Genomic DNA, 24,316 nt, shown 5'->3' with positions numbered 1-24,316 from the left:
AGGCGTAGTCGAGCAGGTCAAGCTCGAATGGGCAGCACAGGTCCCATGGGACAACGTTTCCGCACAGGTTCACTATGTCTACAGGAAAGACCCCGCAGGAAACTTCAACAGGATCGCTGAAGTACCGGTCTCCGACGGAAAGTTCACCTACACCGATGACGGAACAGATCACTTCCCCCAGGACGGCAATACCTCTACTACCATACAACCCGACCAGGAGTATTGCTACCGCGTCGAAACGGCTGGGTCCTATAACAGTCCAAAGGTAAGGCCGGACAAGCTCTTCAACTTCTCACAGGAGCTCTGCGCTATACCTTCCGATACTTCCAAGCCATGCGCCCCCGTTCTCACACTCGCTCCCCTGGATTGCTCCAAAATGGAGCCAGGCACATGCCAGGACCAGGGATATACCAACGACCCCAAATGGACTTACCCCCAGACCTGCGATATCCAGGCAGTGACCGCTTACCGCGTCTATTTTTCAAGGTATGAAGGCGAAGAGTTCAAACTCGTGGGGACAGTGCCCGCCGCATCCGGCGCTGAAGGTGTTTTCCTCCACCAGGGCCTGTCTTCCTATGCAGGATGCTATTATGTAGTGGCCGTCAACAGGTTCGGTGAGGAAGGACCGAAATCAAATATCGTATGCAGGGACAACTGTGCCCTCATCGCTTTCCCAAATGCATTCTCGCCAAACGGTGACGGGAAAAATGATACCTTCAAGCCCATCGGGTGCCCGTCTTTCGTCATGTCGGTCAACTTCAAAGTCTACAACCGCTGGGGCGCACTGGTATGGCAGTCCAAAAACGCCGAAATCAACTGGAACGGCAAAAGCTCCGCAGGAACCGACCTCCCGGCAGGACAGTATTTCTACGAGTGCGAAGCCACCATCGAATCTACTACCAGGAACGGGAAAAGCACTACCATGAAAGGATGGATACAACTTTTCAGGTAAGCTTTCCGGGCAAGGCATAAAAAAAAGGGGCGTCGCCCCTTTTTTTTATGCCTTGCCCGGAAGTGATCCCTTCAGGATTTCAAGCGCTTCCTTATACCCCTCAACGATCAGCCTGGAAATATCTTCGCTGGTAAACCGCGTAAGATCCAACGCCGGTGGTTCATTGGGCCGGATCACCCTCACCGAAACATTTTCTCCTCTCAGTATCGCCCGTTCCGCATAAATTCTCGCCCACATGATATCCGAATTCACGTTTTGATTGACCGTTATATCCTTAATCCTCTGGATCAGGTTAACCAGGTTATGGGCATTGAACGCTTCCCGCTGGTACATTTCAAAAGCATGGCATGCTACAATCACCACTTCGGTGGCGCCGTCTTCAAAAGCAGGCCTGACGGGTATTACCTCGCGCAAAGCACCATCTACGTAAAGGTCACCGTTTTCCCCGATCCGGACCGGCGGCATCATCATGGGAATAGCGGAGCTTGCAAACAGAAAACCCATGTAGTCCGGGTCTGAAGGCGATACATAACGCATTTCGCCCGTGTTGATGTTGACTGCGCCTACCTTGCTCTTAACCGGAGATTTTTTGAGAATGTCCAGGTCGATTTCTTCCTGCACCAGGGCATGCAGCGGGGTCGGGTCCAGGAGCCCCTCAAATTGGCTCATCAGTGTATTTACCCCAAGGGAAACCCTTGAACGAAGCGTTCCTACCACCTGGGGACTGTTGATTTTTTTTATCCAGAATTCCATCAGGAGCCTGGCAGCCTGCTTCCAGTTTACCTTTCCGTCAGATTCCATTTGCCTGGACGCCTCATGGACCAGGAAGGTGGTGTTAAGCGCGCCTACCGATATCCCATAAATCATATCGGGTTCAAATCCGCTTTCGAGTACTGCTTTAATCGCTCCTACCTGATACGCCCCCTTCATTGAGCCACCGCCCAAAATCAATGCTTTCATCTGTAAAAAGGGTTTGAGTGATGAGCCGCCGCGGCGGACCACGGCGAGGTAAGGCGCCCCGGACCGCACGTCCTCCAGCTCATGCCTGCTTCATAATTAGAAAAAAATTAAAAACCTTTCCGGCGCCGACTACTCTGCTTTGGCGCCCAATAGCTGCAATAGCGGTCAACGGTTCGCAATATTAGAATGTTTTTGCTACAATCCGCACGATCTCCCACCCGGGCACGAGGTTACCCACCGCCCGCCGCGGCGGTCCATTCCATAGTTCACTCTTCGATTCCCAAAAGTTTTTTGCAACTTTGGGGGCGAATCGCCCTAATTGTCTTATGCCCCTTTCTATTAGCGAAATTCAGGAACCTATCGCTGCCGAAATGAAAGCTTTTGAGCCGAAGTTCCGTGAATTCATGAAGAGTGAGGTTCCGTTGCTCGATCAGATTATGAACTACATCGTTCGGCGAAAAGGCAAGCAGCTTCGCCCGATGCTGGTTTTTCTATCGGCCGGCGCTTCGGGGAAGATCACCGAATCTACCTACCGCGGCGCATCTATGATCGAGCTATTGCATACCGCTACTCTCGTACACGACGACGTGGTGGATGACGCCAACTACCGGCGGAGCTTTTTCTCTATCAACGCCCTTTGGAAAAATAAAATAGCCGTATTGGTGGGCGACTACCTGTTTGCGAAAGGATTGTTGCTGTCGGTCAATCATTCGGAACATACCATTCTGAAGCTGGTTTCCACAGCGGTCAGGGAGCTGGCCGAGGGAGAACTGCTGCAGATGGAGAAAGCCAGGAAACTGGATATATCCGAAGAGGTGTACTACGAAATCATCAAAAGGAAAACGGCGTCGCTCATTGCAGCCTGCTGCGCCGTGGGCGCAAGCTCTTCCGGTGCGGATGAAGACATGGTGCGCTTGTTCCATGAGTTCGGGGAAAATGTAGGAATTGCCTTTCAAATCAAGGACGACCTCTTCGATTATGGTGATCTGGATGTAGGAAAACCACTGGGTATTGACATAAAGGAACGGAAAATGACACTTCCGTTGATTTTTGCGCTCAACCAGTCAGATCGCAGTACCAAACGGAATATCATCGGAATTATCAAAAACGAAAGCCACAAGCCTGCCAAAGTCGCGGAAGTGATCGCTTTCGTCAAAGAAAAGGGCGGAATTTTATACGCCCAGGACGAGATGCAGCGCTACGTCGAAAAGGCCATGTCCATTCTCGATAAAACACAGCTTTCCCCCCCCCACAAAGAAGCATTACAAAAATTGGTTCTGTACACGGTCAAACGGAACAAATAGATAACTCCCCGACCAGGAAATCTTGAAATACAATTGCGATAGTGATGAGAAAAAAAATCCTGTTATTGCTGTTCCTTAGCGCAGGGCTCGTTTCCGCACAGCCCAAAAACAATCCTGCACCTGCTTCCGGCGACGTCCCCAGACCCAAGCTCGTGGTCGGGATTATTGTCGACCAGATGCGATACGATTACTTCTACCGCTACTATGAAAAATATGGGAAAGGCGGCATCAAAAGGTTTCTCCGCGACGGCTTTACGGCCAGGAACAACCACTATCATTATGCGCTTACGGTAACAGCGCCCGGGCATGCTTCGGTCTACACCGGTTCTGCGCCCGCTATTCATGGAATTGTCGGGAACGACTGGTACGATCCGATCACCAAAAGAGCGGTTTACTGCGTAGAAGACAGCACCGTAACGGTAGTAGGAAGCAACTCGGAAGGCGCCGGGAAAATGTCACCACGCAATCTGCTGGTATCCACCATCCCGGATCAGCTTAAGGTGGCCACCAATTTCCGGTCGCGAACCATCGGCATTTCCATAAAAAACCGGGGCGCTATTCTCCCGGCCGGCCATACTGCCGATGCGGCCTATTGGTTTGATTCCAAAACCGGGAATTTTATCACAAGCACGTTCTATATGAAGGAGCTGCCGGGTTGGGTAAAAGAATATAACGACAAAAAATATCCCTCGCAGTATGCGCAGAAAGGCTGGGAGACGCTGCTTCCGATTGAACAATACGAAGAAAGCACCGCGGACGACCAGGCATGGGAACGTAAAAATACCGGTGAAGAAAAGCCCGTTTTCCCGCACGCCCTGGCCGGCATTTCCGGGAATGTTTTCGGAACCGTCTCCTCTACGCCCTGGGGAAATACGATGGTAAAAGACATGGGACTCGCCGCCATTAAAAATGAAAAACTTGGCAAGAACAAATTTACGGACTTCCTCGCGCTCAGTTTTTCTGCAACCGATGCCGTAGGACATCAGTACGGCCCCAATTCTATTGAAGCTGAAGACGTTTATCTCCGTCTGGACAGAGATTTTGAAGAAATATTCAACTTCCTGGACGGGTGGGTAGGAAAGGAAAACTACACTGTGTTCCTCTCCGCTGACCACGGTGTAATGGAAGTTCCGGCATTCTGGAACTCCAAAAAATTACCGGCCGGCACCATGAGCGAAAGCAGTATTGTCAAAACCGTAAAAAGCGCCATGAAGGAGGCGTTTGGCGAAGGAGATTTCCTGAGAGCGGCGGAAAACTACCAGATTTACCTCAACCATGAAGAAATGGACAAAAGAGGGATCTCCCAGGATGCCGTTGCCAAAGTAATCAAAAAAGCACTGATCAGTGATCCGGCAATTGCCGACATTCTCAATTTGAAAAACCTGAACAACGAACAGCTTACTGATTACCAGTTGGGTCTGTATAAAAATCTCGTCAACGTAAAACGCAGCGGCGACTTACAGATCGTACCAAGACCGGGCTGGTTCCCCGGAAGCGGAATGGGGACTACGCACGGCTCGCCCTATAATTACGATACCCATGTTCCGTTTGCCATGTTCGGCTGGGGCGTCAAGAAAGGGGAAACCCTCCGCAGAACCTACGTAGCGGATATCGCGCCGACCATAGCAGCGCTTCTTCACACCCTGCCACCAAACGGCAGTATCGGAAACCCTGTGGTGGAGGCGCTGAAATAACCCGTTGTTTGTTTGAGCGGAAAGTTATTTGCCCAAACACCCTGGAGGGTGATTCATAAAAATCTATAGAATGCCAGTTGCTGAAAATTAGCAACTGGCGTTTTTTTTTTTGAGGTGGTGGGGGTCGGAAGGTGGAGAGTGGAGGGAGGGAGGAGGTGGGAGCCGGCCGGAGGGTGACACCGGACGGGTCATCCTGAGAAAAAAGTTTTTTGCGAAAACACCTTGTATCGGAGATGACAAATAGATGTTGTCAATGGAAGTCAATGGTAGCGCATCTGCCGGATGGTCATCCTGAATGGAACGCAGTGGAACTGAAGGATCTCCTGTTGCTGTAAAAAAGTCCTCTAAAAGGGATTGGGTGCAGGGACTGGGAGATCCCTCCACTGCGGTCGGGATGACCCTCCGGGTGGAGCGGCGCCAAACTTGTTGTTGTCAATGGTAGCGCATCTGCCGGATGGTCATCCTGAATGGAACGCAGTGGAACTGAAGGATCTCCTGTTGCTATAAAAAGTCCTCTGAAAGGGATTGGGTGCAGGGACCGGAAGATCCCTCCACTGCGGTCGGGATGACCCTCCGGGTGGAGCGGCGCCAAACTTGTTGTTGTCAATGGTAGCGCATCTGCCGAATGGTCATCCTGAATGGAACGCAGTGGAACTGAAGGATCTCCTGTTGCTGTAAAAAAGTCCTCTAAAAGGGATTGGGTGCAGGGACCGGGAGATCCCTCCACTGCGGTCGGGATGACCCTCCGGGTGGAGCGGCGCTATCCATCGTGTTGTCAATGGTAGCGCATCTGCCGGATGGTCATCCTGAATGGAACGCAGTGGAACTGAAGGATCTCTTGTTGCTGTAAAAAAGTCCTCTAAAAGGGATTGGGTGCAGGGACTGGGAGATTCCTCCGCTGCGGTCGGAATGACCGTCCGGTACGAATGACCATCCGGTACGAATGACCGTCCGGTACGAATGACCCTCCGGCGTGAGTGCCGTCATTCCGAGCGCAATGCAGTGAAGCCGAGGAATCTCCACCTCTATAAACCAATCCCCACCCTTCCCGCTTCAGGGTTACGCTTCCTTCCTCAATTCCGCGTAGTACCTGAAAAAATTAGGAATGGTTTCAATACCCTTATAAAAATTGAATAGCCCGTAACTTTCATTCGGTGAATGCAAGGCATCTATATCAAGACCGAAGCCCATCAGCACGCTTTTCAATCCCAGCACCTCCTCAAACAACGCAACGATAGGAATACTACCTCCCCCGCGCGTCGGGATCGGCACTTTCCCGAATGATGCCTCCATAGCCATTGACGCTGCCTTGTACTCCAGCGAGTCGGTTGGGGTAACATAAGGTAACCCGCCGTGATGGGGCTTCACTACCACCTTCACCGATTTCGGCGCAATCGATTCGAAGTGTTTTTTGAACTTAGCTTCAATCTCTTTATCTGTCTGGTTCGGAACAAGCCGCATCGAAATTTTCGCATAAGCCTTGGCGGGCAGAACTGTTTTAGCGCCTTCGCCCGTATAACCTCCCCAGATTCCGTTAACATCCAGCGTAGGCCGCACAGAAGTCCTTTCAATGGTTGTATACCCTTTCTCCCCTTCCACTTCGTCAATACCCAAATCTTGCTGATAAGCGTCCAGGTCAAAAGGCGCGTCGTTGAGCGCGCTCCTTTCCGCTGTGGTCAGCTCCGTTACCTGGTCATAAAATCCCGGAATGGTAATATGCCCGTTTTCATCTTTCAATGAAGCAATCATCCGGCAAAGCACGTTGATCGGGTTGGCCACTCCACCGCCGTAGACGCCGGAATGAAGATCCCTGTTCGCGCCTGTCACCTCTACCTCCACATAGGTCAGGCCTCTCAGCCCCACTTCGATAGAAGGAACGTCATTCGCGATAATGCTGGTATCTGAAATGAGAATAGTGTCGGCTTTCAACAAATCCTTGTGTTTCCGGACAAACTCGCCCAGGTGGTCCGACCCGATTTCTTCCTCTCCTTCAATCATGAATTTAACATTACAGGGCAGGTTTTTGGTAGCAACCATAGCTTCAAATGCCTTGACATGCATATAGAATTGCCCCTTGTCATCACAGGCTCCCCGCGCATAAATACGCTCATTCTTAATGACCGGGTCAAAGGGGGGAGAATCCCACAATTCATAGGGGTCCGCCGGCTGCACATCGTAATGTCCGTAAACCAATACGGTGGGGGCATCCGGATCAACTATTTTCTCACCATAGACGACAGGATGGCCTTCAGTCGCGAATATTTCGGCCCGGTCGGCTCCTGCCGCCAGGATTTTATCCTTTACAAAAGTAGCGGCACGCAGCATATCGGGCTTGAACTTGGAGTCGGCACTCACCGACGGGATCTTCAGCAGCTCTACCAATTCCTCAAGGAAACGCCCCTTGTGTTCGTCAATGTAAGCTTGAATAGACATATTTAGATTTGCTAATGAATTAAAATAGCGCTGAACACTCGTTCAGCGCTATAAAAATAACGAAGAAATAGCAGTTCCCTAACGCTTTCCCTTGTCTTTCCGTACAAAGAGCTTAACACGGTTTTCACTCCCGTTCAACAACCGGACGATGTTCTTCTGATGTGTAAAAACCACCATCAGGAACATTGCGAAACCGAAGATAACCAGGGAAAGCTCCGGCTTGCCGAAAACGCCCAGCAGCAACAGTACCGGGAAGGCCAAAGTTGCCAGAATGGAGCTCAATGAAACATATTGAGAAGCAATCAGCGTCAGGATAAAAATGGTAATGCAGAGCAGCGCCAGCTCCGGATGAATAGCCAGTACCATTCCAAGCAGCGTTGCAACGCCTTTTCCACCTTTAAAATTGACATAAACAGGAAAGATATGGCCGATGATAGCCACAATCCCGAATATAAACTGGTAAGTCAGTATCTGGTCATCGGTGATCAGCCCGAAATAATAGAGCAATACAGCCAACATGGTGGCGGTCCAACCCTTCAAAACATCAATCAACATCACTACTGTGCCTGCACGCTTTCCCAATACCCGGAAAGTATTGGTAGCACCTGCATTTTTACTTCCAAACTTCCTGACGTCAATGCCAAGGTAGCCGATCCCATACCAAACGGACGAAGGAATAGAGCCCAGAAGATAAGCGGCAATCACCATTAACAGAGTCATTAACAAAGACATAGACAAAAATTTTATTAAACCGGATTGTACCGGGTATGGATAATACGTCAAATCTACTCCAAGTCCGTCACAATACCATGCATTTTTAGCATTTTAATAAGATTTTAATTTGTCAGAAACCTTCTGCCTTCTCTTCTTTTTTGGTCGATTCTTTTTTCTGAGTGGTTCCTTTCGCCGTTTTCTTTACGGCTTTAGCCTTCCGTTTTGCCTGCGGATAGGTAGTATTAAACTTATCTACAAAAGCCATCTTGTCATCAGGTGAAAGCGGTACCAGCTGCATGTCTTTTGACCGGGCTTTTGTTGCCGAGACCTTGTCATTGAAGCCATAGTCCGAAGAAACTACACCCAACATATTTTCAGCATAGTCAAAGAAGTACCATAACTCCGGGGTGATTTCCAGTAACAGACTGAATCCCTCCTGGCCGGCGTCTGTCCGGATTTCTACAAGCCCCTCCGCCTGAGCGTTGATGTCATTGGTCCCCAGGTTGGAAATCCCCATCCGCTCCGAACCGTAAAAAGATTTGGTCGCTTCCGACCAGTGGAGGTTCACGCTTGACAGCACGATCGGGAGGTTAAATACCGGCGAGGCTTCGGTCAAAGGCTTGTGTTCCGCAGCAAGTTTGTCAGCGTACACTTTGGTGGCAGCTGACCCGATCAGGGCTTCCAGCTTTCCGAAAAGGCGTTCCTGGTTTTCTTCGGCCGGGTCATTATTTTGCTCCTCCAGGTTCGTCGCCACGATTTTGGCGGCCATATCAGGCAGGATGGGCGTCAAAGCAGAAAACCTGAGTCCCAGCAACGCGTTGACGTCCAGTCTCATGCTGTCAATCTGGGCCTGGCCTTTCCCGGCCGCCAGGACCCACTCCCCGGGGCCAAACCCGAGTTTCCCCGAAAAATTGAAAATTCCTTTCGTATCCTGGAACTCTAGTACCGTAGCAGGTGGCACAAGGGTATCGGCCGTGTTTTTCTGCGTAATTTTAAAGGACCTCGACTCACCATCGTAATGCATCTGGCCGGAAGCCGCAAAAAAATCCTGGTCCCTCGAATCATCCTTCGGAGAAAGAAAAGTCGGATAGATACCGCTTCCAAAACGGTAATGGAGACCGGCCGCAAGCGGGGCGCCTTCGGCATTTACCAACTGCGGATCGACTTTGAGAGAAATATTAGCCCCGGGCGCTTCTTTATAAGCAATCCAGGAACTTTCAAGAGTCGGACGCTCCTTTAACATCGGCCGGATAAACCCGTCCAGGTTAAGTGAGGGCCGGTTAGAGGCAAATAAAATCTCCCCTTTGTAAGCAATTCCCGGCGCCAGTCGAAGTTTATCGGTCTCCTCTATATGAGCGACTGCGGTCGTATAAAAGGTCTCTGCAGCCGCAGCTTTTGCTTTGCTCTCCCTTTTTGAAGAAGCCATTGCCGGCTCAGCCTTTTGCAGCTCAAAATTACCGAGTTTGATATCAAAAGTGTCTTTCGTCGCGGTGATGTACTGATAGACGGCCGACCCTTCCAAACTGTTTTTAGAATGGATTTTTATATCGGCGTTGTACATACGATGCGAAATGCCCATCGTATCTACAACGATCCGGGCCTTTTTAAAAGGCGTCAGCTGCCCGGTGGCATCGATGGTGACCTGCCCCTTATCCGGAACAATGTTCAGGCCGGTGGAGTTGACGTAAGGCACGCCGGAAACGGACATCTCCTTTTTATCGACCGAATAAACGGCATCGGTCCCGGTGAATTCGAGGCTATCCTGTTCGGGCATAAGTGAACGAAAAACCGCTGGTGCGCCACTGCTTTTCATCGTAATTTTTCGCGTTTTCGTATCCCATACCGCCGATCCGATCGACGTGTAGTAGTTGGCCATCGGCAGCTCGATACCGGAGGAATCTCCGGAAAACCCGTCTTCTTTTTTACTGAGCTGAACAACGCCCTTGTCAATAGAAAAATCAATATCAACCCCTCTGGCGCGAAGCAATGAAGCACCCTCCGCCTGCGCAGTTGCGTGCACGTTCAAAGTAGCATTGCCAGCCTGGAAACCGCCCTTCTTGAACTGGATATTTTCAGAAGCCAGCTCTGAATCGGCGCGTTTTAACACTCCATGCCCGAAAAGTCCCTTGGTTCTCAACACGAGCCCGCCTTCCAGTTTGGTCGTTCCGTTGTAAAAGTCGAACGCATTCCCCCGTGTCTGCAGTAACATGCTGTCGGCCTGAGGCAACCACGTCATAGTGAACTCTTTCAGATCAGCTTTCGGAAAATACACGCCCCCGATGGTGCTTTCGGTCAGCTTCGCGCTCTTTCCGCTTGCCACCAGGGAATCCGTTGCCAGGACCATCTTCTCCGCCTGGAAACTCCCGTTCAGGTAGTTAAGATTCCCCTCGCTCTGCAAACCGTTATAGTCCATTGAAAGCTTCGGAGCTTTCAAAAGTGCCTTCCCCTCGTAAATTTTTACGCCTTCCTTGGGCAGGGTGTACTCAAAACCCAGTGACGTATCCGGCATTGACTTCAGGTTTGTTTTCAGCATGGGCAGGATACCGGCCGAATGAAACTCACCTACAAACTCTATATCCCGTTTATCCAGCCCGCCCACATCCAGCTCGGGCACGCTGAAATAAACTTCTTTCGGGTAAGCCCAGGCGCCCCGCCGGGCCTGGTCAAAATGAATCACCACGCCGTCCGGGATATGGATCCGGGGAGAGCCCGTAGCACCCTTCTGCTGCCCCGATTTGTTCTTGGCGTCGCTGAGATAAAAAGTACCCGCCTTGTCGTACTTGATACTTCCGCCCACTTCACCGCCCTGTCCTTTGGCGTACTTGTCATGCGGCACATAGGTAATCGAGTCCATGTCCGTCATGTTGATAAAAAAGTCGTTATAATTGAACCGGATATTCCGTCCTGCAAACTTGAAATTGCTCGACTGCAACCGTCCGTTCATGGTAAAATCCCGCCCTTTTCCCATCACCATAATCCGGTCGCTGGGGCTTCCCTTTATTTTCAATGAGTCACTGATCGTAAACCGTTCCACGCCCCGGATGGTCATCAGCGTATCCTTCATTGAAATAGAAGCATTGACCAGCTTTTCATTGGACGGGAAAATGGAATTAAGCGTAAAGTTGTCGAAGTCGGCCTTGTTCGCATTGGCCATAATATAAAAAACAGCCCGCCTGGTAAGACCATATTCGTCAGTATCAGGAAAATACTGGAAGTACCCCTCGAGCGTAAGTCTTTCGAGCATCCGCCTGACAATGGGCGGCTGGCGTTTTACCAACCGCGCCAGCTCATCGGGATGAAAAGTTTGTTTTTTTTGCTGCTGCAGATATCCGGCCGCCGCCAGCAAAGGCTGGAAGCCGAACTCCTGGCTCATCTCCTGCAACCTGCCTTTCCTGAAGAAATCCATAGACTCCATCCGCAGCGGGATTTCGGTCTTTCCGGACACCATATAAAACTGGAACTCACCTTTTCCCAACTCCCACCGGGCCGATTCCGACCACACATACATTTTGTGGTAGGTATCAATATACGGGAGGGACGAAAATTCACCTTTCGACGGCCTGGTGAGATAAAGCTTCCCGGCCTCATCATCGTATCGGAGCATTACGCCCTGGTGGTAAACAGAATCAGCTCCCAGTGGAAGCGTAAATGTCGCCAATTCCGAAGAAACCTTCAAAGGAGACAATGAAAACCGCTGGCTGGTAGTTTTAAACACCGGTTTCCCTTCGAAACTCACTATCACCCGGGAAGGTTCGCCACTAAGGGAGGAGCTGAACATTTCGTGGCCTTGCAGGTAGTAGCCGCCCTGGTAGGCAATATTCTTGTTAAATTCGGAAAAAACTGCGTCATTCCTGTAGGAGATAAAGCGTGGAAAGCCGGTTGAGGGCTTTCCGGCGGCTTTCTTAATGCTTTTGTATTCGAATACTCCCGTCACCGGCGATTTCAGCCTGGCGTCGTGTATTTCAGTTTTTTCAGCTTTGAGAGTCGGTACGGCGGTTTTAAAAGCATAATCGGCGAGCTGTACATAAACCAGCGAATCCCCGGCTGATTTCCAGTCAAATCGCCCGCCGTTCCCTACAAATATGCCGTTGTGAAGCGAAACGCTCCCGGTGCTGGGGCCAAAAACAACTGAATCTCCGTGTGCAACCATCGCAAACGACGCATTTTGCAGATCCAGCAAAGCTCCTGCCAGCACCGGCAGCTCTGCTTTCGACGCGCTTATTGAATCACCGACAGGCGTATCCCAGCCGTCGGCTACCGGTGTCGCCGGCGCATCTTTTGCCGGGGCTTCAAACCTGAAACGGTACTGACCGGCGGTCAGGTACAGTTTGTTGAAATTGCTTTGGTACAAGAGCTTTTTCTCCAATACCAACTGCGTAGTCTGGAGCGCCTGGAGAAACTCTTTCGAATTGTACCGCTCGGCCGCATGATCAAGCGCGATCAGGAAACCGTTAACGTCACCCTGTTGCCCCAGAAGCGTCTGCACATTCGCTATAATCAGGTATAGCGCCGGCCCGGGTTTGTGGCCCTTCGCCGCCATGTTCCTGAACAAACTGATAAATTGTTGTCGCTGTGTCTGGTTGAGCCCGCTGTTCCATACACCCTCCAGTCCTTTCATTGACTGTATGTAGGTCGCGTTACGACTTCCTTCCATTACTTTGCGTAACTCCCCGATAAATACTTCCGCGTCTTCCGAGAACCGGATGTTCTGAGCCTGCGCCGGCCTGCCTGTCATCGCAGTAAAATAAAGCAGGAGTAAAAAGCTTCGGACCAGGGTTACCGGCCTTATTCCGGAGAAGTTATCGTTCATGCTCAATCGCCGTCAAGTGATAATGTAGTAGGTCATTTCCTGAAAGTCATAGTCGCCCATTCATTCCGCGTATTCATACCTGCCTGCCGGAGGCCCAATTTTTCTCCGCAGGCTTTAAGGGCTGGGGCATCGGCCTCGTAGAAGCCGCTGATCACCAGCCAGCCCCCCGCCTTCAGATGCTGGTTATAGTCAGCCATTTGTTCCAACAGGATATTCCGGTTGATATTGGCCAGGATGCCATCAAATTGCCTCGTCGCCGGTACGTCCGAAATTGTCCCGAGAAATACTTCGAAGCCCTCTCCGGCCTGGTTCAGCGCCACATTCTCCTTCGCATTTTCCACTGCCCATTCTTCAATATCAAATGCAAGTACTGACCTGGCTCCCAGCTTCTTACCTAAAATACCCAGTATCCCTGTTCCGCTGCCTACGTCCATCAGGTCCGCTCCTGCATGGGGTAAATTAAGCTGCTCCGCCATTACCAGCCAGGTAGTTTCATGGTGCCCGGTACCGAACGACATTTTCGGGTTAATTTGCAACTCATACCTGAACCGTTCATCCGGGGCATGGAACGACGCCCTTACCCTGATCTGATCCAACACTTCAATCGGCGCGTAATTGCTTTCCCACGTTTGATTCCAGTTTTCTTTTTCCAACGTATTTACCGAAAATGCTATTGCAGCCTGGTCCATATATTTGGATAAGACCCCTTTGAGCAGGTTTTCGTTGAAATACGCTTCGTCAATGTACGCATTCAGACCGGTGTCCGTTTCGACAAAGGACTCATATTCAATTTCAGCAAGCTCGGCAATCAGGATCTCTGTAAAATCCGGGTCCAGCTCCAGCGACACTTCTATGTAGTTCATTTTTGAGATGTGAGGTTTGAGGTGTGAGCCGTGAGCCGTGAGATTCCTCAAACCTCATGGCTCACAGCTCACACCTGAACAAATAAAAACCCGCGAATTGAATGCGGGTTAACCGGCACGAATGCCATTAAGCTATAAAACTAAGCAATTGGCTGGTTTACAACAATGCCTACGATTTCAGAATCACAATTTCGACGCGCCTGTTTTTCTGTCGCTGTTCGTCAGAGCCTCCTTTCGCAACGGGCCGGGTCGGCCCAAAACCTTTGGTTTCAATACGTTCCCCGGCGATCCCCTTACCGACCAGGTATTGTTTGACGGATTCAGCCCGCTGCCTCGAAAGTTCCACGTTCTTATCAAAATCACCAACACTATCGGTATGGCCTTCCACCCGGATTTGCAAATTCGGGTTTTCGGCCAGGATCCTCACAAAACCGTCCAGTTCCCCGAAGGATTCGGGAAGAAGTTTGTAAGAGGAAGTTTCAAAATAGATATTTTCCAGCGTAAAAGTCTTTCCTTCCGTCAGTGGAGACAAACGGAAATCGTGTTCAAACGTACGTTGTCCTGCCGGAGCTTCCGCGGGATCCAATTGCCAGATTTCATCGCCAAACCCCTTTGCAGACGCTTTGAAAGTATATATCTTACCCGGCTCGAGGGCAATTCTGAATTTCCCGGAGCGGGTAGTGATTCCGACCGTATCTCCCTCATCGACGAAACTGATGGTAGCAGCAATCGGTTGACCCGTTTCGCTATTGAGCACCGCGCCGGTCAGACCGTTAAGGCCGGCGTCGGCCCCGGGATTCTGCTCAGGAACCGGTTCTGCCGAAACGGCTTCGTCCTCCTTTTTTTCAGGCGCCGTTTTTTTTGGAGTTTTTCCCGGAACCGGATTCTTAATATGAATCCCGTAGAAATTCCAGGCCACTGTATTGCCCGAGCTCTTACCTTCATAAAAATCTATGATTTCGATCCCCGGCGTTACAGGCTCAAAATAGGCTACAAACTCAACGACCTCACCGGATTCCACCGACTTGCGTTCCGGATTGGTCGGAATACCTTCGGCCCGCAGGAATTTAAATTTGGTATTGATATCCCCGGGTTTGTACAGGCGGGTATTGGGATCGATCCATATCTCAGGCCGGTTGGATTCAGGCATGTAAAACCTGCGCAGCTGAGGCGGGATATTCCGCGGTGCGGCTTCCGGAGTTCCTTGTTTGTCTTCGAACCGGAGATAAATCGCGGTATGGGCTTTGGTTATTTCTACCCGTGTAATATGTACATAGTTGACACTGGCCTCTTCGACCTCCGGGTTATTGGTCACCACTTGCGCCAATGACGCGGATACAGAACCAGATACTGCCAGAAAGAAGATAAAAAAAAGCTTGCTTTTCATGAGAATGAGGTTTGAGTGATGAGCCTTGAGGTGCGAGGAAACTCATACCTCGCTACCCGGGCCTCACGCTTACCCCTCATAAACGCAAAAGGCGAAGTCTTAGTTTGTTAAAAGATGTTAAAACTAAAACGTCGCCTATCCCGCTAATTATCAAGCAATTAAAGAGCAATATTTACTCTTTTTGAACCCTTACGGCGTTGTCGCCCCGGGAGGTTCTCTCGGTTTCAAAAGACACCTTATCGCCCTCTGCTACCGGCTGTGAAAGCTCGTTTCTGTGGAAGAAGATTTTCTCTTTGGTTCTATTGTCAATAATAAAGCCAAAGCCTTTGTCACTAAAAAACGACACCACGCCGGTTTTCCGGGTTTCCTCAGGCGCAATGGGAGCAGCTCCCAGTTGTATGTCCTGGACGTTAATTTCTCTCTTACGCCCGGTCGGCGGCGGAACAGTCGTCAGGTTGCCGTTCTCGTCCACATAGGCCATCATTTCGTCAAGGCCCTTTCCTTTGTCGTTATTAAGCCTGCGCTCTTCAATTCTCTGGGCCTTGTCCTGTTTCTTTTTTTGTTTTTTTTCTCTTTTCTCCTTCTTTGAAAAAGTTTCCGCCATTGTTTGAAGTAAAAAAATGGTCAGCCGGACTAAGCCGGCGTTTTAACCACTTGCATGTTAAATCCTATCAGTTTCTGAATATTCTTTAAATCAACCCTTTCTTCTGCATCGCAAAATGAAATGGCCACACCGTTGTTGCCCGCTCTGCCGGTTCGCCCGATCCTGTGTACATAGGTTTCCGGTACGTTCGGCAACTCATAATTAATCACATGCGGTAACTGGTCAATATCGATCCCCCTGGCCGCAATATCGGTGGCAATCAATACATTAATCTTACAGCTTTTAAAATCCTCGAGCGCCCTTTGCCGGGCATTTTGAGATTTATTGCCATGGATAGCAGCAGCACCGATTCCTTTTTTGCCCAGCCTTTTCGCCAGTTTGTCGGCGCCGTGCTTGGTCCTGGTAAATACCAGCGAACGGTTCACCGTATTGTCGCTGAACAAACGGATCAGCAGGTCTGCTTTTTCGTTCTTGTCTACAAAATAAACCGATTGCGATACCGTCTGCGCGGTCGATGATACCGGGGTCACACTTACTTCGGCAGGGGTTTTCAAAATAGATCCGGCAAATTTCCGGATCGCGGGCGGCATCGTTGCCGAAAAGAAAAGCGTCTGCCTTTTGACCGGCAACTTTTCCAGGATCCGCTTCACGTCGTGCACAAAACCCATATCCAGCATGCGGTCGGCTTCATCCAGTACGAGCACCTCTACTTTCGTCAATTTGATGAACCCCTGCTGGTAAAGGTCAAGCAGCCGGCCCGGGGTCGCCACCAATATATCAACCCCTTTTTTCAATTGTTGTACCTGCTTCCCCTGGGGGACGCCTCCAAAAATCACCAGGTGGCTGAGTGAAAGATACTTGCTGTAAGTGGCGAAATTCTCGCCGATCTGGATGGCAAGCTCGCGGGTAGGAGTCAGCACCAGGGCACGAATGCCGCCGGTACCCGGCTTATTCTGCAGGTTCTGCAAGGTCGGGATCGCAAATGCTGCTGTCTTGCCGGTCCCGGTCTGTGCACATCCCAATACGTCTTTTCCCTCAAGAACATGGGGGATGGCACTTTGCTGAATGGGAGTTGCACTGGTATACCCGGCTTCACTGATTGCCCGCCGGATCGGGTCTATAAGATTTAATTCCTGAAAATTCATGTATCTGTTTAATGTTTAAGCGATGACCGCTATTGCGGAGCGCCCTGTGGGACAAGTCGTTTTTAGCTGCATAGACCAATGAGAACACCATTCTGGTGATCATACAAACTACATCCTTGAAACTCTTATACTGTTTAGCAGACCCGTTTAAAAAAAAGAAGTTCAGAAAAACGGCAGCCGGAAAAGCAATAACTGAGAAAGAGAATTTAATTCTAACCTATTTCAGAAGTAGCAGGACAGAGGCCTTGGTAAAACTAACCGTACACAAAGGTACGAAACATTTCTGTAGAAAGCTATTATGGTTGGTCCAGAATATATGCGGTCCAGAAAGCAGGATCATACTTCTCCCAGGCATGGCACCCGAAAGGCAGCTTGCCTTTTGTGATTTCCAGGGAAGCCGCCGGGCTTTTTTCGAAGGAGAATTCCAGCGCCGTCCGCCATTGCGGCAATTTCATAAAGGGCTTGAGCGGCTGCAGCCGGGTGCTGGCAAGCGAAAACAGCATGTCCTCGTTGCCTGGCCAGGCCGGGAAAAAAAAATTGTACAGCTTTATGAGGCGCTTCATGGCAGAAATTTTCCGCAGCGACAAGCCACCATTAAAGACCAGGCGATGAGAATCGAGCGCCTTGGCATACTGTGCAGCTTCCCCTTCCGGCAAACGTTCAAAACCCTGGTGCAGCGCAGGCGCGCCTACATAATCATATCCCCGTGCGCACCATTCAGCCAGCCGGTCTTCAAAAACATAGGCGTCAAGCTGATAGAGCAGCATATAGTCATAGTCAGCAAAAGCCTCATAAAACCGGGCCGAAATCATCAACCGGTTGTAGTCTGCTATACTTTTGAAATATCCCGGATCGAACCGTCGCTCAATGGCCCTGTTCCCGCAAAAATGCTGTATGGCCGCAAGATCCAGATCAGCCGGGGACAACAGTACAATAGGCCAGCTACCCAGTACTTCCAGGCACCGGCTGAGCGAAACCTTCTCAGCTTCTTCCAGAAACGGCCTGACCACAGGTATAACAACAACAGCTCGCAACATTTTCGCTATTCCAATAAATCCCCGAGAAAAGGCAGCCACCAATGCTCGCTGCTCAATACGTAACGCCCGCTGACCAGTTCCCGGAAAACCGGCGCCACACGAAGCAAACGATTGGAGGGCAAGCCGGCGCGTATTTCGAAGTGCTTTTGAAGATTGGCCAGCCCCTGCAGAGAAGCCGGCGTTATTCCGTCTATCGCCAGCAGCGCATGGTATACGTTCTTCAGCAGGGAAGAACGACTCAAAATAGGCGCCATTTTTTCTTTCCGCCCCCGCGACCAACGGTCTTTCATCGTCACCGGGTCTGATTTCTGCCCAAACCCGACCTGCTGACTGGCGTGTACCCGGTAAGAAAGAAGCGGCTGGTCAATGAAACCTATTTTATTCAGCACACCAAGTGCAAGCGCCATCCATGCGTCGTGGATATAGGGGCCCAGATGCGTGGGGAATGGTGTTAGCAGATCGAGAACGGACCTTCTGATCGCCAGGGTCGCTCCCGTCACCACGTAGTTCCTGAACAAAACTTCTTTTGCATTCCCTGCCTGCCAGACCGCCTGCCGGGCCTGGTTGAACCCGAAATTATCCCAGAGTCGATGCGGCAATTTCGTCCCGTCATCATCGATCAGGTTGGCATCGGAAAAAACAGCATCCAATTCCGGACGACCGGCCAGGAACTCTACCTGGGAACGCACTTTGTCGACACCCCAAACATCGTCCTGGTCACACAAAATCAGTATATCCCCCTTGCACAGCAAGAGGCATTTTTCAAAATTTTTGGTGGATCCGAGATTAACCTCGTTCTCATGAATATGCACCGGGAACGGTGCATTACGCGCAAACTCCTCCAAAATCTCCAGCGTTCTGTCTTTCGAACGGTCATCGCAAACTACGAGCTCCGATACGGGTTCGCTTTGCTGCGCTATACTGGCTAACTGTTGTGTCAGATACCTTTCACCGTTGTAGGTGCACATGGCAACCGAAACCCTCATTTATATCTAAAACAGTTTATTTCCGGCAATTGAAAAATTAATCCGCGAATCTACGAAACAATTTATCAGAATCCGACTCGCTTTCCGGGCACCCTGACAGTTTGCGGAATCCGGCGGCATTCACCTTCAACCCGCCAAGTATCAGCTTTATCCGGAACAGGTTCTGCTAATTATCGAAAAATAACGATCTTTGACGGCTTGTCGGGTCAGCGCTCGGGATTGAACGCTCTCCCCGGCTTGTACAGGCGTAAAAGCAGCATGAAAACGAAGGGGGTAAGAAAAAACAAAATTAATATTGTCACACTGGGTTGCTCGAAAAACCTGGTGGATTCGGAGGTTCTTTTCACGCAGTTGAAAGGGAACGGATATGACGTGGAACATGAGTCCAAAAAAGACGATTCCCAAATCGTTGTGATCAACACCTGCGGGTTTATCGACGGCGCAAAAGAGGAATCCATCGACACCATTCTCCGGTATGTAGAGGCGAAAGAACGCGGGTTGGTCGATAAAGTCTACGTAAGCGGCTGTCTTTCCCACCGGTACAAAGACGAACTTTCGGTCGAAATACCAAGCGTAGATGCCTGGTTCGGCACCAACGAGCTGCCGCGTATGCTTAAGACCCTAAAGGCGGATTACAAGCACGAGCTTGTCGGCGAACGCCTTCTGACTACGCCGGCACACTATGCCTACCTGAAAATTGCCGAAGGCTGTGACCGGCCATGCAGTTTTTGCGCCATACCGCTTATGCGGGGCAAACACGTTTCCCGCCCGGTGGAAGAATTGGTAAAAGAGGCGCACTCCCTGGCTAAAAAAGGCACAAAAGAGTTAATTCTGATTGCCCAGGACCTTACCTATTACGGCCTGGATTTGTACCGGAAGCGCAACCTTTCCGATCTTATGCAGCAGCTCGCCGACGTGGAGGGAATCGAATGGCTCCGGCTTCAATACGCCTACCCTGCCGGTTTCCCGATGGACGTATTAAAGGTGATGCAGACGCACCCTCATATTTGCCACTATCTCGATATGCCGCTTCAGACCGGCTCTACCGAGATTCTCCAAAAGATGCGACGTGGTATTACCCGTGAAAAAACCGAAGTACTGATCGACCGGATCCGTCAGACGATACCCGACATAGCGCTGCGTACTACCCTTATCGTGGGGCACCCGGGAGAAACCGAGGCGCTTTTTGAAGAAACCTACGAATTTGTCGAAAAAACGAGATTCGACCGGCTTGGAGTTTTCCAGTATTCGCACGAGGAAAACACCCATTCCTATGAATTTGAGGACGATGTCCCGGCGGAAATTAAGCAGGAGCGCGCCGATTCCGTAATGGATTTGCAACAACGTATCTCGTGGGAACTCAACCAGGATAAAATAGGAAAAACCTTCAAGGTGCTGTTTGATCGCAAGGAAGGCGGTTATTTTATCGGGCGCACACAGTTTGACTCGCCTGAAGTTGACAACGAAGTTCTCCTGCCCGCCCAATCCTATGTCCGGTTGGGTGATTTTGCCAACGTACGCATTACACATGCAGAGGAATTTGACCTGTATGGAGAATTGATTAACTAATACTAAATTTGTTCCGATTAGCGAAGGGACTACCCTTCTTCCAGTAGTTTTCCAGTAAACAACAATGATTCAGCGTATCCAGTCAGTATTCCTTTTAATAGTGGCGCTCGCCATGGGAGCCTTCATAGGGCTACCCGTGTGGCACAAAACAGCCACAAATGGCGAGCAAAGCATTTCTCTTGATGCTTTTACCATCAGGCATCAGCTCAACAGCGTCCAGGCGGAAGTAGAACCGGTATATTATCACCTGATTCTTGCTGTCCTTATAGCGGGAGTGGCGCTGTTCGCCCTTTTCAAGTACAGGAACAGGCTCCTGCAGTCTGCCTTGTGCGCCGTCAACTCCATTTTAATGACCGTCCTGCTCGCTTCCGTGGTGTACCAGACCATGTTCCGGGCCGGGAAACTCTTCGATCCCGAATCAAAAGGAGAGTATGAATACGGGTTTTATGCACTGGTGATCAGCATGCTTGCCAATGTGCTGGCCAACCGGTTTATCAGGCGCGACGAAAAGCTCGTTAAAGAGTCCAACCGTTTCCGCTGACCCGGTCATCACCGGTCATTGTACATCGGAAACAAGGCCTTCCCTGACCAGGTCGTGCAAGTGAACGAAGCCTTTCAACAGTTTTCCTTCCGTTACCAGAAGTTGGGAAATACTCTTCGACTGCATCAGTTCGAGCGCTGCAATGGCATCTGTCTCCGCTGAAACCGTTACCGGGTTCCGGGTCATGATATCGCAGGCCAGGAGTTCAAAAAGTTGGCCGGTGTCTCCCTGCGTCAACATTCTACGCAAATCGCCGTCTGTAATAATTCCCTGGAGGAGGCCATCGCCGCCAAGAACCGCGGTAACACCAAGGCATTTGGAAGTCATTTCCACAATTACCTCCCGCAGCCCCGCATGAAGCGGAACAACCGGGATCGGGTTGGAAGGGTAAATATCCGCCACTTTCAAATGGAGGCGCTTGCCCAGGGTTCCGCCCGGATGGAAAACAGCGAAATTCTCGGGGGTAAAATCGCGAAGCTCGGCAAGGCACAGCGCCATGGCATCACCCATCACCAGGGCAGCGGTAGTGCTCGACGTCGGGATTAAATTGTGGACATCCGCTTCTTGCCGGACAAAAGAAAAAATAACATGATCGGCATGCGTTGCCAGGTAAGACGAGCGGCTTCCGACCATCCCGAGAAGCGGAACCCGGAGTCGCTTCAAAAACGGGACCAAAGCTTTGATTTCAGGTGTATTGCCGCTTTTTGAAATGGCCAGAACCACATCATCCGCTCCTACCATACCCAAATCACCGTGGATGGCGTCAGCGGCATGCATAAAAATGGCGGGCGTACCGGTAGAATTGAAAGTACCTACCATTTTCTGGCCGATCAATGCGCTTTTACCAATGCCGGTCACCACGAGGCGCCCTTTGGCATGTAGAATTTTTTCGATTGCCTGGTCAAAATCATCGTCCAGGCATGAAACCAATCCGGAAATGGCTGCAGCTTCATCTACAATGACCCGCATTGCCACTGATTTGATTTTTTTTACTAATTTCAAACTAAAGTTTTTTTGTAAGAAAACACACAGGACCTGATGGAAATTAATGGCAAAGATATGAACTTTGAAAGGACTCATTTTTAGTATTAAACATGATAGAACAGGAAAACCAACCGGTACTCAGCGAATCCCTAAAAGCCAGGCTCAAAGAAGTTTTTGGTTTCAGTCAATTCAGAGGCGACCAAGAACCAATTATTGAGAACATCTTAAAGGGAAAAAACACCTTCGTCATTATGCCGACGGGTGCCGGAAAATCCCTCTGCTACCAACTCCCGGCCGTTGTAAGCCGCGGTATGGCGATTGTTATTTCGCCGCTGATCGCGCTTATGAAAAACCAGGTCGACCAACTTAGTGCTTTCGGTATCAATGCCCAGTTCCTGAATTCCACGTTGAGCAAAAGCGAGATGAACAAGGTGAAGAAAGATGCGCTCGACGGCACCCTGAAACTCCTGTATATCGCTCCCGAGTCCCTTAACAAGGAAGAGAACCTGGATTTCCTTCAGAAAATAGAAATTGCCTTCGTCGCCATCGACGAAGCACACTGTATCTCCGAATGGGGGCATGACTTCAGGCCGGAGTACCGCCGCATCAGGGGCATCATCGACAACGTGGGCGATCTTCCGATTATTGCGCTTACCGCCACAGCGACGCCGAAAGTACAGCTTGATATCCGGAAAAACCTCCACATGGAAGAAGTGGAGACCTTCAAGTCGTCTTTCAACCGCAAGAATCTTTATTACGAAGTACGTCCCAAAAAAGACGCCCGGAAACAATTGATCCAGATTATCCGGACACACAAAGGAAAATCGGGTATCATTTATTGTCTCAGCCGCAAAAAAGTGGAAGAGATCGCCGAGCTCCTGAAAGTCAATGATATCAAGGCGCTTCCCTATCATGCCGGGCTTGACGCCAGCGTCCGGATGAACAACCAGGATGCGTTCCTCAACGAGGAAGTGGATGTAATTGTAGCCACGATTGCCTTCGGAATGGGGATCGACAAGCCGGATGTACGTTTCGTGATCCACTACGACGTTCCCAAGTCGCTGGAAGGCTACTACCAGGAAACAGGACGGGCAGGGCGTGACGGCCTGGAAGGAAACTGCATCATGTTCTATCGCTACGACGATATCCTGAAGCTGGAAAAGTTTAATAAGGACAAAACGGTAACCGAACGCGACAATGCCAAGCACCTGCTGAATGAAATGGTGAGCTATGTCACGCAGGGCGTTTGCCGGAGAAGACAACTGCTCAGCTATTTCGGGGAGGTGCTGGACAAGGACTGCGGATTTTGCGACAACTGCATCCGGCCCACCGAAAAGATAAAAGTCCAGGATGAAGCCATCCTGGCCATTAACGCCGCCCTGCAAACCGGGCAGCGATTTGACGCGGAACATCTCGCCGGTGTTTTGACCGGCCAGGAAAACCAATACATCAAAAGTTACGAGCACAGCAAGCTGGATGTATTCGGAAAAGGGCTCCAGTTTAACGAATCACCTGAATTCTGGGCTTCTCTCTTCAGGCAATTGTTAATCCTCGGTTACTTCGAAAAAGACCTCGACAACTATGGCGTGCTGCGGGTGACAGAAAAGGGAGTCGTGTATTCGAATGACCCTTACCCGGTTACCATCAGCAAAGACCACGATTACGAAGCCGAAGGCGAAAACGACGTCCAGGAGAAAGAAGTTTCGGGCGAAGCAAGCGCCCACGCTTACGATGAGACCCTTCTCGGGATGCTGAAAGCGCTCAGGAAAAAGGTGGCGAAGGAGAAAAACCTCCCTCCGTATGTCATCTTCCAGGACCCGTCCCTTGAGGAAATGTCGACCACCTACCCCACTTCCCAACAGGAAATGGCACAAATAAACGGTGTGGGGCTGGGGAAAGTACAGAAGTTCGGCAAGCCTTTCCTGGAGCTTATCAACACGTATGTTGAAGAAAATGACATAGAAACGGCAAAAGATGTCGTCATCAAGTCAACAGTCAATAAATCAAAGATCAAGATTTACATCATTCAGCAGGTAGACCGGAAAATTAACCTGGAGGAGATTGCGGAGGCAAAAGGGATTGGAATGGATGAGCTGATCGAGGAGATAGAACATATCTGTTATTCCGGCACCAAACTGAATCTTGACTATTACATCAACCAGGTAATGGACAAGGACAAGCAGAATGAAATTTATGACTATTTCCTCACGGCTGAAACTGATAACATCGCACATGCGTTAAAAGAATTTAGCGGCGAAGACATTAGTGAAGAAGAGCTAAGGCTCATGCGCATCAAATTTCTCTCCGAACTCGCCAATTAAAATCAATGCTTT

19 protein-coding genes are annotated in these 24,316 nt (G+C 50.2%); 8 read left to right on the top strand and 11 right to left on the bottom strand.

What is annotated here, in order from left to right; translation table 11 throughout:
• Nucleotides 1-952 (top strand): T9SS type B sorting domain-containing protein (locus ABD852_RS08325; protein WP_345027814.1); only part of this gene is annotated, 952 nt, incomplete at its 5' end.
• Nucleotides 953-997: 45 nt separating this feature from the next.
• Here the strand turns inward: ABD852_RS08325 and ABD852_RS08320 are convergent.
• Entirely contained in the window at nucleotides 998-1,912 is a 915-nt protein-coding gene (locus ABD852_RS08320) for a patatin-like phospholipase family protein (protein ID WP_345027813.1), read from the bottom strand.
• Between the two features lie 326 nt (nucleotides 1,913-2,238).
• On the opposite strand from ABD852_RS08320, the gene ABD852_RS08315 reads away from it, so the two are divergent.
• From ABD852_RS08315 to ABD852_RS08300, 4 genes are all read left to right on the top strand, one after another.
• The gene (locus ABD852_RS08315) at nucleotides 2,239-3,216 is read left to right on the top strand and encodes a polyprenyl synthetase family protein (RefSeq protein ID WP_345027812.1); all 978 of its coding nucleotides are present in this window, start codon (nucleotides 2,239-2,241) and stop codon (nucleotides 3,214-3,216) included.
• A 44-nt stretch (nucleotides 3,217-3,260) separates the two neighbouring features.
• A complete protein-coding gene (gene pafA, locus ABD852_RS08310; RefSeq protein WP_345027810.1) occupies nucleotides 3,261-4,910 on the top strand; it encodes an alkaline phosphatase PafA in 1,650 nt (549 codons plus the stop codon).
• Nucleotides 4,911-5,205: 295 nt separating this feature from the next.
• Nucleotides 5,206-5,352, top strand: coding sequence for a hypothetical protein (locus ABD852_RS08305; protein WP_345027809.1), 147 nt, complete (start codon nucleotides 5,206-5,208; stop codon nucleotides 5,350-5,352).
• A 196-nt stretch (nucleotides 5,353-5,548) separates the two neighbouring features.
• Entirely contained in the window at nucleotides 5,549-5,695 is a 147-nt protein-coding gene (locus tag ABD852_RS08300; protein ID WP_345027808.1) for a hypothetical protein, read from the top strand.
• A 274-nt stretch (nucleotides 5,696-5,969) separates the two neighbouring features.
• On the opposite strand, the gene ABD852_RS08295 is transcribed toward ABD852_RS08300, so the two are convergent.
• From ABD852_RS08295 to ABD852_RS08255, 9 genes are all read right to left on the bottom strand, one after another.
• Entirely contained in the window at nucleotides 5,970-7,343 is a 1,374-nt protein-coding gene (locus tag ABD852_RS08295; RefSeq protein ID WP_425568787.1) for a dipeptidase, read from the bottom strand.
• A gap of 78 nt (nucleotides 7,344-7,421) precedes the next feature.
• The gene (plsY, locus tag ABD852_RS08290; RefSeq protein WP_345027807.1) at nucleotides 7,422-8,075 is read right to left on the bottom strand and encodes a glycerol-3-phosphate 1-O-acyltransferase PlsY; all 654 of its coding nucleotides are present in this window, start codon (nucleotides 8,073-8,075) and stop codon (nucleotides 7,422-7,424) included.
• A gap of 112 nt (nucleotides 8,076-8,187) precedes the next feature.
• Entirely contained in the window at nucleotides 8,188-12,867 is a 4,680-nt protein-coding gene (locus ABD852_RS08285; protein WP_345027806.1) for a hypothetical protein, read from the bottom strand.
• A gap of 32 nt (nucleotides 12,868-12,899) precedes the next feature.
• Nucleotides 12,900-13,730, bottom strand: coding sequence for a 50S ribosomal protein L11 methyltransferase (gene prmA, locus ABD852_RS08280; RefSeq protein WP_345027805.1), 831 nt, complete (start codon nucleotides 13,728-13,730; stop codon nucleotides 12,900-12,902).
• Nucleotides 13,731-13,899: 169 nt separating this feature from the next.
• Complete coding sequence (locus ABD852_RS08275; protein ID WP_345027804.1) at nucleotides 13,900-15,117, bottom strand: OmpA family protein; 1,218 nt, start codon at nucleotides 15,115-15,117, stop codon at nucleotides 13,900-13,902.
• Between the two features lie 172 nt (nucleotides 15,118-15,289).
• A complete protein-coding gene (locus tag ABD852_RS08270; protein ID WP_345027803.1) occupies nucleotides 15,290-15,721 on the bottom strand; it encodes a cold-shock protein in 432 nt (143 codons plus the stop codon).
• A gap of 29 nt (nucleotides 15,722-15,750) precedes the next feature.
• Nucleotides 15,751-16,866, bottom strand: coding sequence for a DEAD/DEAH box helicase (locus ABD852_RS08265; RefSeq protein WP_345027802.1), 1,116 nt, complete (start codon nucleotides 16,864-16,866; stop codon nucleotides 15,751-15,753).
• 296 nt (nucleotides 16,867-17,162) lie between these two features.
• Entirely contained in the window at nucleotides 17,163-17,903 is a 741-nt protein-coding gene (locus ABD852_RS08260; protein ID WP_345027801.1) for a DUF5672 family protein, read from the bottom strand.
• A 5-nt stretch (nucleotides 17,904-17,908) separates the two neighbouring features.
• Nucleotides 17,909-18,889: a glycosyltransferase family 2 protein gene (locus ABD852_RS08255; protein WP_345027800.1), complete on the bottom strand. Its 981-nt coding sequence runs from the start codon at nucleotides 18,887-18,889 to the stop codon at nucleotides 17,909-17,911.
• Between the two features lie 258 nt (nucleotides 18,890-19,147).
• Here ABD852_RS08255 and rimO point away from each other — a divergent pair, with 258 nt between their 5' ends.
• Both rimO and ABD852_RS08245 read left to right on the top strand, forming a co-directional pair.
• Entirely contained in the window at nucleotides 19,148-20,458 is a 1,311-nt protein-coding gene (rimO, locus tag ABD852_RS08250) for a 30S ribosomal protein S12 methylthiotransferase RimO (protein ID WP_345027799.1), read from the top strand.
• A gap of 64 nt (nucleotides 20,459-20,522) precedes the next feature.
• Nucleotides 20,523-20,999 (top strand): DUF4293 domain-containing protein, encoded by a 477-nt coding sequence (locus ABD852_RS08245; RefSeq protein ID WP_345027798.1) that lies wholly within the window; start codon nucleotides 20,523-20,525, stop codon nucleotides 20,997-20,999.
• A 15-nt stretch (nucleotides 21,000-21,014) separates the two neighbouring features.
• Here the strand turns inward: ABD852_RS08245 and ABD852_RS08240 are convergent, their stop codons facing one another.
• Nucleotides 21,015-22,001 (bottom strand): KpsF/GutQ family sugar-phosphate isomerase, encoded by a 987-nt coding sequence (locus tag ABD852_RS08240; RefSeq protein WP_345027797.1) that lies wholly within the window; start codon nucleotides 21,999-22,001, stop codon nucleotides 21,015-21,017.
• Between the two features lie 92 nt (nucleotides 22,002-22,093).
• Between ABD852_RS08240 and recQ the strand changes: the two genes are divergently transcribed.
• Nucleotides 22,094-24,304, top strand: coding sequence for a DNA helicase RecQ (gene recQ / locus ABD852_RS08235; protein WP_345027796.1), 2,211 nt, complete (start codon nucleotides 22,094-22,096; stop codon nucleotides 24,302-24,304).
• The last annotated feature ends 12 nt before the right edge of the window (nucleotides 24,305-24,316 follow it).

Source organism: Ravibacter arvi (assembly GCF_039540405.1).
Classification (GTDB): domain Bacteria; phylum Bacteroidota; class Bacteroidia; order Cytophagales; family Spirosomataceae; genus Ravibacter; species Ravibacter arvi.
The sequence above is the reverse complement of the archived record's forward strand: the minus strand, read 5'-3'. Positions and strand labels throughout refer to the sequence as shown.